At 65.1% G+C, this 11,203-nt stretch carries 10 protein-coding genes; 7 read left to right on the top strand and 3 right to left on the bottom strand.

Annotation, left to right across the window (positions count from 1 at the left end; translation table 11 throughout):
- Positions 1–32: 32 nt before the first annotated feature.
- From AN401_RS15565 to bfr (AN401_RS15535), 7 genes are all read left to right on the top strand, one after another.
- A complete protein-coding gene (locus tag AN401_RS15565) occupies positions 33–1,025 on the top strand; it encodes a Vgb family protein (protein ID WP_096779862.1) in 993 nt (330 codons plus the stop codon).
- A 164-nt stretch (positions 1,026–1,189) separates the two neighbouring features.
- Complete coding sequence (locus tag AN401_RS15560) at positions 1,190–2,182, top strand: Vgb family protein (protein WP_096779861.1); 993 nt, start codon at positions 1,190–1,192, stop codon at positions 2,180–2,182.
- Between the two features lie 309 nt (positions 2,183–2,491).
- Complete coding sequence (locus AN401_RS15555) at positions 2,492–3,910, top strand: GH1 family beta-glucosidase (protein WP_096779860.1); 1,419 nt, start codon at positions 2,492–2,494, stop codon at positions 3,908–3,910.
- Between the two features lie 41 nt (positions 3,911–3,951).
- Entirely contained in the window at positions 3,952–4,962 is a 1,011-nt protein-coding gene (locus AN401_RS15550) for a LacI family DNA-binding transcriptional regulator (protein ID WP_094038286.1), read from the top strand.
- Positions 4,963–4,983: 21 nt separating this feature from the next.
- Positions 4,984–5,646: a hexitol phosphatase HxpB gene (gene hxpB / locus AN401_RS15545; protein WP_096779859.1), complete on the top strand. Its 663-nt coding sequence runs from the start codon at positions 4,984–4,986 to the stop codon at positions 5,644–5,646.
- A 203-nt stretch (positions 5,647–5,849) separates the two neighbouring features.
- A complete protein-coding gene (bfr, locus tag AN401_RS15540) occupies positions 5,850–6,314 on the top strand; it encodes a bacterioferritin (RefSeq protein WP_094038284.1) in 465 nt (154 codons plus the stop codon).
- Positions 6,315–6,324: 10 nt separating this feature from the next.
- Positions 6,325–6,795, top strand: a complete 471-nt coding sequence (bfr, locus tag AN401_RS15535; protein ID WP_094038283.1) for a bacterioferritin — start codon at positions 6,325–6,327, stop codon at positions 6,793–6,795.
- Between the two features lie 286 nt (positions 6,796–7,081).
- Here bfr (AN401_RS15535) and AN401_RS15530 read toward each other — a convergent pair whose 3' ends face one another.
- The 3 genes from AN401_RS15530 to AN401_RS15520 all read right to left on the bottom strand — a co-directional run bounded on the left by AN401_RS15530 (position 7,082) and on the right by AN401_RS15520 (position 11,114).
- Entirely contained in the window at positions 7,082–8,536 is a 1,455-nt protein-coding gene (locus AN401_RS15530; RefSeq protein ID WP_096779858.1) for a helicase HerA-like domain-containing protein, read from the bottom strand.
- A gap of 125 nt (positions 8,537–8,661) precedes the next feature.
- Complete coding sequence (putP, locus tag AN401_RS15525) at positions 8,662–10,158, bottom strand: sodium/proline symporter PutP (RefSeq protein ID WP_094038281.1); 1,497 nt, start codon at positions 10,156–10,158, stop codon at positions 8,662–8,664.
- A 185-nt stretch (positions 10,159–10,343) separates the two neighbouring features.
- Positions 10,344–11,114, bottom strand: coding sequence for a helix-turn-helix domain-containing protein (locus AN401_RS15520; RefSeq protein ID WP_096779857.1), 771 nt, complete (start codon positions 11,112–11,114; stop codon positions 10,344–10,346).
- Between the last annotated feature and the right edge of the window lie 89 nt (positions 11,115–11,203).

The following is an 11,203-nucleotide window of genomic DNA, read 5'->3' as shown; positions in this document are numbered from 1 at the left end:
AAGGGGGTGTAACCCAGCCGGGAGGCGCCCTAATGAAACTTCTTTTCCTGCTGTTGGGCCTGCTGCTGGCCTTCGGGCCCGGGGCGGAGGAGGCGACGCCCGGGCCCGCCGCCATCCGCGAGTGGCCGGTGCCCTGGGCCGGCAGCCGGCCGCGGGATCCCTTCGTGGCGCCGGACGGACGGGTCTGGTTCTGCGGCCAGGCGGGCAACTACCTGGCGGTGTTCGACCCTGGCACCGGGCAGTTCCGGCGCATCGAGCTGGAGTCGGGCACCCATCCCCACAACCTGGTGGTGGACGAGGCGGGGCTGGTCTGGTACGCCGGCAACCGCAATGCCCGTATCGGCCGGCTGGATCCGGCGAGCGGGGAGATAGTCACCTTCCCCATGCCCGATCCGCAGGTGCGCGATCCCCACACCCTGGCGCTGGATGGCCGTGGCGGGCTCTGGTTTACCGCCCAGGGCGGCAACAGGGTGGGCCGGCTGGACATGGTCAGCGGCGACATCGTTCTGGTGGAGGTGCCGACCCCCAACGCTCGTCCCTACGGCATCAAGCTGGACGGCCAGGGCCGGCCCTGGGTGGCCTTGTTCGGCACCAACAAGCTGGCCTGGATAGACCCGCGGACGCTGGCGCTGACCGAAGTGACCCTGCCCCGGGAGCAGGCCCGGGTGCGCCGGCTGGAGATCGCCGCCAACGGCGAGGTCTGGTACCTGGACTTCGCAGGCGGCCTGATCGGCCGTTACCGGCCGGCAGCGGGCAGCTTCGATGAATGGCCCATCCCCACCTCGGGACGGGCCCAGCCCTACGGCTCCGGCATGGACCAACGCGGGCGGCTGTGGCTGGTGGACGTGGGTTCCCGCCCGGTGCGGCTGCTGGGTTTCGATACCGCCGAGGAGCGCTTCCTGCCGGCGGTGACCATCCCCAGCGAGGGCGGAGCGGTGCGCCACATGTACTACCACGCCGGGAGCGACAGCCTCTGGTTTGGCACCGATGCCAATACCCTGGGCCAGGCCCGGCTGGCGCCCTAGCACCCCTTGTCGTCATCGACAAACCGGGCCAGCACCAGGCCCGGTTTTTTGTGCCACTGAAGCCCGGTGGCCTGGTTTCCTGTCCCCCAGCTTATGGGCTCCTTATGGAACTCTTGCCGACAGGGCTACACTAAGAAGGCGTTTTCCGTGGGAGAGAGGTGCACATGAAGATCCTGTATCCATTGCTGGGATTGTGGCTGGTGCTGACCGCCGAGGCACAGGAGGCCCCCGTGTCATCCCCCCACATCCAGGAATGGCAGGTGCCCTGGGCCGGAACCCGTCCCCGGGATCCTTTCGTGGCGCCGGACGGACGGGTCTGGTTCAGCGGCCAGCTGGGTAACTACCTGGCGGTGTTTGATCCCGATACCGACACCTTCGCGCGGATTGAACTGGAATCGGGCACCTACCCCAATGGCGTGGCGGTGGACGGCGCCGGCAGGGTCTGGTACGCGGGCAACCGCAACGCCCGCCTCGGCCGGCTGGAGCCCGCGAGCGGGGAGATAGTCACCTTTCCCATCCGCAACCCCGCGGTGCGCGATCCCTACACCCTGGCACTGGATGGAGGAGGCAAGCTCTGGTTTACCGCACCCGAAAGCAACCGGGTAGGCCGGTTGGATACGGAGAGCGGCGCCCTGGAGCTGATACGGGTGCCTACCGTCAGCGCCCGGCCCTACGACATCAAGCTGGATGGCCAGGGAAGGCCCTGGGTGTCGCTGTTCGGCACCAACAAGCTGGCCTGGGTAGACCCCGAGACCCTGGCGTTGACCGAAGTGACCCTGCTCAGACCCAGGGCACGGGTGCGGCGGCTGGAAGTGGCCGGCAACGGTGACGTCTGGTACCTGGATTTCGCCAACGGCATCGTCGGCCGTTATCGGCCGTCGTCGGGGAGTTTCGACGAGTGGCCTATCCCCGGCGAAGGACGGGCCCGGCCCTACGGCTCGGCGCTGGACGGCGAGGGCCGGCTCTGGCTGGCGGATCAGGGGGGCAGGGCGATGCGGTTGCTGAGTTTCGATACTCAAGGCGAGCGTTTCCTGCACGAGCTGGCGTTGCCCAGCCCCAGTGGCGCCGTGCGCCACCTGCACTACCACGCGGCCAGCGACAGCCTCTGGTTCGCCACCGACGCCAATACCCTGGGCCAGGTCCGGCTGGCGCCCTAGTGCACCGCTCAGTTTAAAACCTGAGCAACGCGATAACTCACCTGTAGGCGCCCGTTTACGTGGCGTAAAGCCACCAACGGTGGAAATCGCGGAAATATGGCACCCATTCCCGCCGTGCTGGTTCATGCCGGCTAAAGCGGCACCTACAGCGGCGATGGCAGCACAATAAAGGGGGTCTGCGCACAAACTCCCCAGAAAAGTGAAACCGGTTTCTGTAACCGGTTTCATTTTGCTGTTAGGATGGTCCCATATCGGCCGTTGCGACAACGAAGCCGGCCGGCCCGGATCATTCCAAGCGAGGAGCCAAGCATGACAGCATTTCCCGAGCAGTTCCTGTGGGGCGCGGCCAGCGCCGCCTATCAGGTGGAGGGCGGCCACGACGCCGACGGCAAGGGGCCGTCCATCTGGGATCTCTACGCCCACCTGCCCGGCACCACCCATGAAGGCACCAACGGCGACCTGGCGGCGGATCACTACCACCGCTTCAAGGAAGACGTGGCGTTGATGGCGGAGCAGGGGCTCACCAGCTATCGCTTTTCCATCGCCTGGACCCGGCTGTTTCCCGCGGGCCGGGGCGCCGTCAACCCGGCGGGCGTGGCCTTCTATCATGCCTTGATCGACGAGCTGCTCAGGCACAATATCAAGCCGATGATCACCCTTTACCACTGGGATCTGCCCCAGGCGCTGCAGGACATCGGCGGCTGGGAATCCCGCGAGACGGTGGACGCCTTCGCCGACTACGCCGAGCTGTGCTACCGGGAATTCGGTGCCAAGGCCGAGCTGTGGGCCACCTTCAACGAGACCGTGGTCTTTATCGGCATGGGCTATATCACCGGTGCCCACCCGCCCGGGGTGCGCGACCCGGCCCGGGCGCTGCAGGCCTGCCACCATGTGTTCCTGGCCCACGCCCGGGCGGTACAGCGTTTTCGCGAGCTGAAACAGGATGGTCTGGTGCGGCATGATGCGGTCATCGGTTTCGTCAACGTACTGCAGCCCCATGCTTCGGCCAGCGACAGGCCCGAAGACATCGCCGCCCGGGCGCTGGCCGACGGCTGCTTCACCCACTGGTTCTACGATCCCGTGCTCAGGGGCGAGTATCCCGCCGAGTTGCTGCAATGGGCCCAGGAGGCGCTCGGCGCGCCGCTGTTCGCCCCGGGCGACACCGAACTGCTCAAGGCCAATCTCTGCGATTTTATCGGGGTGAATTACTACAAGCGGGAGCTGGTGGCCGCCAACCCGGACGTGGACAACACCCGCATCAATACCAGCGGCGAAAAGGGCTCGGGCCGGGAGTTCGGCTTTCGGGGGCTGTTCAAGCTCGTGCGCAACCCAAGCGGCGAATACACCGACTGGGACTGGGAAATCTACCCCCGGGGCCTGACCGAGGGCATACTGCAACTGAAAGCACGCTACGGCAACGTGCCGGTGTACATCACCGAAAACGGCCTGGGCGCCAAGGATCCCATCATCGACGGCGAAGTGGTAGACGACGCCCGCATCGACTACCTGGCCCGCCACCTCAAGGCCGCGGCGGACGCCATCGCCGCCGGCGCCGACGTGCGCGGCTACTATCCCTGGTCCTTCACCGATCTGCTGAGCTGGCTCAACGGCTACCAGAAGCAGTACGGCTTCGTCTATATCGACCGGGACAACCACCTGGCCCGGCAGCGCAAGAAGAGCTTCTTCTGGTACCAGGAGGTGATAAGATCCCATGGCGCCGGCCTGTAGCCTCTTTCTCTACACCGTTTTCACCTTTTCCGATAACAGCAATGGCCACCATAACCGATGTATGCAAACTGGCCGGGGTTTCCAAGGCCACGGTCTCAAGGGTGCTGAACGGCACCGCCCAGGTGAAGGAGTCCACCCGCCGCGCGGTATTCGACGCCATCGACCAGCTCGGCTACCGGCCCAACAGCCTGGCCCGGGCCCTGGCCAACAACAGCGGCAACAGCCTGGGGCTGGTGGTGTCCGACTTCGAGGGCGCCTACTTCGGCACCCTGCTCAAGCAGGCGGCCCTGAGCGCCGAGCAGCACGGCAAGCAACTGATCGTGACCGACGGCCACGACGACCCCGAGCGTGAGCGGGACGCGGTGCACCTGCTGGCCGACCGGCGCTGCGACGCCATCGTGCTGTACAGCCGCTTTATGTCCGAGGCTCAGCTCGCCGGGCTCAAGGCCGGGCTCGCCATTCCGCTGGTGGTGATCAACCGGGAGCTGCCGGCAGAACTGGGGCCCAGCGTCTGCTTCGAACAGGCCGGCGCCGCCCGGCTGATGATGGATCACCTTATCGGCCTGGGCCACCGGCGCATCGCCTGCATCACCACCCCCATCCAGGCTCCCACCGGCCAGACCCGGCTCGAGGGCTACCGGGCCGCGCTTGGAGCGAACGATATTGCGGTCGATCCGCAACTGATCGAACACGGCGACAGCCACCTGGAAGGGGGCTACCTGGCCTGCCGGCGGCTGCTCGAGCGGGGCATGGCCTTTACCGCCCTGTTCGCCTTCAACGACGACATGGCGGTGGGGGCGCTCAGGGCGTTGCACGAGGCCGGCATCCGGGTGCCGCAGCAGGTATCGGTGGCCGGTTTCGACAACGAGCCCATGTCGGCCTACAGCCAGCCGGCGCTCACCACGGTGGAGCTGCCGATCCAGGCCATGACCCGGCACGCCATGCAGCTGGCGCTGGAGCTGGCCGAGGGCCGTCCGGCACCGGCCCCCATGCGCTTTCGGGGGCGGCTGGTCCTGCGGGAATCGGTGACGGCGCCGAACACCAGTGATTAAACCAGCAACGAGGAGCACGGCATGATTGAAGCGGTTATTTTCGATATGGACGGGGTCATCGTCGACTCCGAGCCCCTGTGGTTGCAGGCCAAGAAGGAGGCGGGGGCGCGTTTCGGCTTTACCGTCACCGAGGAAGACGGCGCCCAGACCGTGGGCCTGCGCATCGACGAGATCAGCCAGCGCTGGGTGCGCACCAAGGGGCTGGATCCGGCCTGTGCCGATGCCCTGACCGAGGCCATGATCGAGCAGGTGATCGCCCAGGTGCGGCGGCTGGACGACCCCATGGCCGGGGTGCGCGATACCCTGGGCTGGCTGAAGCGTTCCCCGCTCAAGGTGGGCCTGGCCTCTTCCTCGCCGTTGCGGCTGATCGACGCCGTGCTCGAGCGCTTCGGGCTGGCCGAGCACTTCGAGGTGCGGGTGTCCGCCGAGCACCTGCCGCTCGGCAAGCCCCATCCCCAGGTTTACCTGGAAGCCGCCGCTACCCTGGGCGTGCTGCCCCAGCATTGCCTGGCCATCGAGGATTCGGTCAATGGCGTTATCGCCGCCAAGGCCGCCCAGATGACGGCGCTGTGCGTGCCCGAGCCGGCCCTGTACCGGGATCAGCGCTTCGGCATCGCCGATCTCCGGCTGTCCTCCCTGGCCGACTTCGACTGTCCCCAGGTGCGACGCCTGCTGGGGCTGTGAGGGAGGGCGCCGGGGCTGCCGGTGTTCTGCCCTGGGGGCGTTCGGTGTCGGGACGGGTGTCGGACGAACCGTGCTAAAAATAACACCTGTTCTTATTACCACTACGTTATTCAAGCTAAATCAATGGGTTAAGTCTCATTTGGATTTGCGGAGCGGACGACAAGCGTCTATCATTGCCAGCGGAATTCATGGGGAGAAGGGTTATGAAAGGCGATACAAAAGTCATCGAGTACCTGAACCAGGTGCTGAGCATCGAGCTCACCTCCATCAACCAGTATTTCCTGCACGCCCGCATGTTCAAGAACTGGGGCCTGCACGAGCTGGACGAGCGCGAGTACAAGAAATCCATCAAGGACATGAAGCAGGCCGACGCCCTTATCGAGCGCATCCTGTTCCTCGAGGGGCTGCCCAACCTGCAGCACCTCAACCGCCTGTACATCGGCGAGACCACCGAGGAGATGCTGCGGTGCGATCTGCGGCAGGTGGAGGAGCAACTGGTGGTGCTGAAGGACGCCATCGCCTACTGCGAGTCGGTACAGGACTATGTGTCCCGGGAACTGCTCACCGACATCGAGGAATACGAAGAGGGCCACCTGGACTGGATCGATACCCAGCTCGGCCTTGTCGCCAAGGTCGGCATCGAGAACTACCAACAGTCGCAACTGTAAGGGGAACCAGATGAAAGGCAATCCGAAGATTATCGCGGCCCTGAACGAGCTGCTGGCCGGCGAACTGAGCGCCATGGATCAGTACTTTATCCATTCCCGCATGTACGACGACTGGGGCCTGAAAAAGCTGTTCGAGCGCATCGACCACGAGTTCGAGGATGAGAAGGGCCACGCCGCCAAGTTGATCGAGCGTATCCTGTTCCTGGAAGGCACCCCCGACATGGTCACCCGGGTGCCGATCCAGGTCGGCAGGGATGTGCCCGCCATGCTGAAGAACGATCTCGCGCTGGAATACAAGGTGATCGAGGATCTGCGCAAGGCCATGGCCCTGTGCGAGCAGGAGCACGACTACCAGAGCCGCGACATGCTGCTGCAACTGCTGGAAGACACCGAGCACGACCATACCCACTGGCTGGAGCAGCAACTGGGCCTGATCGACAGGATAGGCCTGCCCAACTACCTCCAGTCCCAGATGGGCTGATCCCTCTTAATACTCCCGCATCTACCATAACATGGGGATTGGACAAAGGTTCCAATCCCCCCTCCCGTAGGTCTACTTTCAGTGGACCTACGCCGGATTTTTGGTCGGCTGACGTCGACCCTACACGTCATCGCAGCGGCTGAGAACCACGATATGTTGCACTGGACTCCGCGCTTTGCGGGAGTGACAACAGCGTCATTCGACGGTTTGTCGGCAGTCTGAAGTGCGGGTCTTGGGAGGCCGCCTGCGCTCCCGCCTCGGCTTTCCGCTCGGTGTGTGGGCCGGGCTATTTACCGCCCAGCAGGGATCCCAGCAGGCCCCGGGCGATGCGCCGGCCCAGTTGGCTGCCGATGCTGCGCAGGGTGCTCTTGGCCACGCTTTCCAGCAGTGAATCCCGGTTGCCGGCCCGGCGGGGCGCCCCGTCCTGGGGTTGCGGCGCCGGCGGTGCCGCCTGTTGCGCCAGGCGCCGCTCCAGCAGCTCGAATGCCGACTCCCGATCCAGCACCTGGTCGTAGCGCCCGGCCAGGGGCGACTGTGCGAGCCTGGCCTGGTGTTCTTCCTCCGTCAGGGGGCCTATACGGGACTCGGGCGGGCAGATCAGGGTGATCTCCACCGGGGTGGGCGCCCCCTTTTCGTCCAGCACCGACACCAGGGCCTCGCCCACGCCGAGGGTGGTGATGGCGGCCTGGGTATCGAAGGCCGGGTTGGCCCTAAAGGTGCGCGCGGCGGCCCTGACCGCCTGTTCGTCCCGTGGGGTGAAGGCGCGCAGGGCGTGCTGGACCCGGTTGCCGAGCTGGCCCAGCACGGTGTCGGGGATATCCAGCGGACTCTGGGTGATGAAATAGACACCCACCCCCTTGGAGCGGATCAAGCGCACCAGTTGCTCTATTTTTTCCAGCAATGGCCTGGGGGCCGAGTTGAACAGCAGGTGCGCCTCGTCGAAGAAAAACACCAGCACCGGCTGGGGCGGATCGCCCAGCTCCGGCAGCGTCTCGAACAGCTCGCTCAATAGCCAGAGCAGGAAGCTGGCGTAGAGCCGGGGGCTTTGCATCAGCCGGGTGGCGTCGAGGATGCTGACCACCCCCTGGCCGGAAAAATCCCGTTGCATCAGATCCCGCAGATTGAGCGAGGGCTCGCCGAAGAAGTGGCCGCTGCCGTCCTGCTCCAGCACCAGCAGCCGGCGCTGGATGGCCCCCAGGCTGTTGGCGGGCAGGTTGCCGTAGCGCCCGGCCAGGGCTTTGGCGTTGTCCGCCACCCAGCCGAGCAGGGCGCGCAGATCCTTGAGGTCGAGCAGCAGCAGGCCCTCGTCGTCGGCGATGCGGAAACAGGCATAGAGCAGGCCGCTCTGGGTATCGTTGAGTTCCAGTATATGGGCCAGCAGCAGGGGACCCAGTTCGGAGATGGTAGCCCGCACCGGGTGGCCCCGGGTGGCGAACATGTCCCAGAACAGGGTAGGACAGGGGCGGGGCTGGTAGTCCTCCACCCCCAGCCGGGCCAGCCGCTCGGCAACCTTGCCGCCGGGGTCGGCGGGAGCGGCCAGGCCGGACAGGTCGCCCTTGACGTCGGCCAGGAACACCGGGGTACCGGCGCGGGAGAAGCTTTCCGCCAGCCGTTGCAGGGTGACCGTCTTGCCGGTGCCGGTGGCGCCGGTAATGAGCCCGTGACGGTTGGCCATGGCCAACCGCAGCCGGACGGGAGCGTGTTCGTGGGTACTGCCGAGGTAAAGCGGTGCTGTGCTCATGGATGGGCCCGGTTGAGAACGGATAGCCACAAGCTTAGCCAATTTACGGGGTGTGGGAGGGGGGGGGGGGGAAGAAACAAAAGCCCGGCCGCTGCCGGGCTTGGGAGGGATGGCTGACCTGTGTTTTAGTCCAGGGTGTCGAGGCTCTTCTGGTAGTTGTCGAAGGTCTGGGTCACGCTGGCGGCGGGAGCGCCGGTCAGCTTGCTCACCGCGACGATGGCGACGGAGGCGAGGATAAAACCGGGGACGATTTCATAGATATCGAAGATACCGCCGTTAAGCTGCTTCCACACCACCACGGTAATGCCGCCCACCAGCACGCCGGCCAGGGCGCCGTTGCGGTTCATGTCGCGCCAGTACAGGCTGAACAGCAGGGCGGGGCCGAAGGCGGCGCCGAAGCCGGCCCAGGCGTAGGACACCAGGCCCAGCACGGTGCTGTCGGGGTTGAAGGCCAGCATCAGGGCGACCACCGACAGGGCGATCACCGCGAAACGGCCCACGTTGACGATGCTCTCGGAGCTGGCGCTGGGGTTGAACACCTGCTTGTAGAAGTCTTCCGCCAGGGCGGAGGAGGACACCAGCAGCTGGGAGTCGGCGGTACTCATGATGGCGGCCAGGATGGCAGCCAGCAGGATGCCGGCGATCACCGGATGGAAGATGGCGTTGACCAGCACCATAAAGATGGTTTCCGGATCGGCCAGCTCGCCGCCCGTGCTGTTCTGCACATACAGCAGGCCGACCATGCCCACCATCAGGGCGCCGGCCATGGACAGGAAGCTCCAGGTGACGGCGATGCGGCGGGCGGTGGTGATGTCCTTGTTGCTGCGGGTGGCATTGAAGCGCGCCAGGATATGGGGCTGGCCGAAGTAGCCCAGACCCCAGGCCGCCAGGGAGATGATGGCGATGGCGGACAGCGGCTCGCCCTTCACATCGTTCCACAGGGTCAGCAACTCGGGGTTGAGGTTGTGCAGATCGGTGTTCAACTGGCCGAAGCCCCCATCCATGGCGGCGATGGGCACGATCAGCAGGGCGGCGGCCATCAGCAGGCCCTGTACCAGGTCGGTCCAGGACACGGCCAGGAAGCCGCCGAACAGGGTATAGGACACGATGCAGAGGGTGCCGATGATCACCGCCACGCTGTAGTCCAGGCCGAACACGGTTTCGAACAGCTTGCCGCCGGCCACCAGGCCGGAGCTGGTGTAGAACAGGAAGAACAGCAGGATGAACAGGGCGGAAATGGTCTGCAACAGCTTGGACTTGTCTTCGAAGCGGCGGGCCAGGTATTCGGGAATGGTAATGGCGTTATTCACTTCCAGGGTGTAGGTGCGCAACCGCTTGGCGCAGAACAGCCAGTTGGCCCAGGTACCCAGCAGCAGGCCGCCGGCCAGCCAGAAGGATTCGATGCCGGCGGCATAGGCGTAGCCGGGCAGACCCAGCAGCAGCCAGCCGCTCATGTCCGAGGCGCCGGCGGAAATGGCGGAAGGCCAGGGACCCAGGGAGCGGCCACCGAGAAAGTAGTCGGCCGAGTTGGCGGTGCGCTTGTAGGCGTAATAGCCGATGGCCATCATGCCGATAAGATAAACGATAAAGGTGCCGGTGATGGCAAAGTTGGATTCAATCATTCCCTGTTCCTCCAGGATGGATTCCTGTTCTTTCTGTTACATCGCAGTGTGGGATTGGCCACGGGGCTGGGCCGCCATGGTTAAGCTTTTGTTACTTAACAAGGATAGTAGGGGGAACGACAGCCCGGGTCTTTTGCTTTTCTGCGTTATTTTTTAGGAAAACTCCGCCGCTGCGAGAAGGGTGATCAGCGGTGCAGCTTGCGGTAGCGGGAAGGCGAGAGGTCGAACCGGCTCGAGAACACCTGGGTGAACAGGCTCTGGCTGGAAAAGCCGCAGTGCTGGGCGATATAGGCCAGGCTGTGCTGGCTGTCCACCAGCAGGCGCCTGGCCTCGGCCAGGCGTTTTTCCAGCACGTACTGGTAGGGGGACAGCCCGGTCTGCTCCTTGAACAGCAGGTGGAACTGGCTTTCGCCCAGGAAAGCGCAGCCGGCTAGCTGGGCCACGGTGATCTTGCGGCCCAGGTGCTGGGCGATGTAGGCGTCGATCACCTCCAGGTTGAGGCGCTTGGTCCTGGGCTGCAGGCGGGGAAAGGCCATGTGCCGGTGCAGGGCGCACAGCAGGGTGTGGGCGCAGGCCTGGCCGAGCAGGTGATCGTCCGGGTTGGCACGCATCTCGTGGCTGAGCACCGACACCAGCTGCTGCGCCTGGGGCGCCAGCTGGAAGTAGCGGGGCTTGTCGAACAGGCAGGTCAGGCGCTCTTCCTGGCCGGGCACCACGGGCACCGGATTGAGGGACAGGTTGACCACCAGTATGGCGTTGCTGCCCCGGCCGCCGAAGGCGTGGTCCTGCTCCGACGACACCAGGCAACCCTGGCCCGGCCCCATCAGGCTGCCGTTGCCGCTGATATCGAACTCGGTCTGGCCGTTAAGGCCTATCACTATCTGGTTGTAGTGATGCTGGTGATGGGCCATTTCGGTGGGCAATGCCATGATTTCAAAGGGCTTAAAAGCAGGCATGGGACTTTCCTTCGCGTTGGAGGGCGGTCGGCGTTCATAAAGACGCCAATTGTACACCCTAAGCCGACCGGGCTCCATGGCACCGGCGG

It is taken from the genome of Zobellella denitrificans, from assembly GCF_002407485.1.
In the GTDB taxonomy this organism is placed as follows: Bacteria; Pseudomonadota; Gammaproteobacteria; order Enterobacterales; family Aeromonadaceae; genus Oceanimonas; species Oceanimonas denitrificans.
This window is presented reverse-complemented; position numbering and strand designations above follow the sequence as displayed.

Coding starts and splice junctions, on each gene's coding strand:
- AN401_RS15565 (WP_096779862.1), top strand. CDS start 33: ATGAAACTTCTTTTCCTGCTGTTGGGCCTGCTGCTGGCCTTCGGGCCC.
- AN401_RS15560 (WP_096779861.1), top strand. CDS start 1,190: ATGAAGATCCTGTATCCATTGCTGGGATTGTGGCTGGTGCTGACCGCC.
- AN401_RS15555 (WP_096779860.1), top strand. CDS start 2,492: ATGACAGCATTTCCCGAGCAGTTCCTGTGGGGCGCGGCCAGCGCCGCC.
- AN401_RS15550 (WP_094038286.1), top strand. CDS start 3,952: ATGGCCACCATAACCGATGTATGCAAACTGGCCGGGGTTTCCAAGGCC.
- hxpB (WP_096779859.1), top strand. CDS start 4,984: ATGATTGAAGCGGTTATTTTCGATATGGACGGGGTCATCGTCGACTCC.
- bfr (WP_094038284.1), top strand. CDS start 5,850: ATGAAAGGCGATACAAAAGTCATCGAGTACCTGAACCAGGTGCTGAGC.
- bfr (WP_094038283.1), top strand. CDS start 6,325: ATGAAAGGCAATCCGAAGATTATCGCGGCCCTGAACGAGCTGCTGGCC.
- AN401_RS15530 (WP_096779858.1), bottom strand. CDS start 8,536: ATGAGCACAGCACCGCTTTACCTCGGCAGTACCCACGAACACGCTCCC.
- putP (WP_094038281.1), bottom strand. CDS start 10,158: ATGATTGAATCCAACTTTGCCATCACCGGCACCTTTATCGTTTATCTT.
- AN401_RS15520 (WP_096779857.1), bottom strand. CDS start 11,114: ATGCCTGCTTTTAAGCCCTTTGAAATCATGGCATTGCCCACCGAAATG.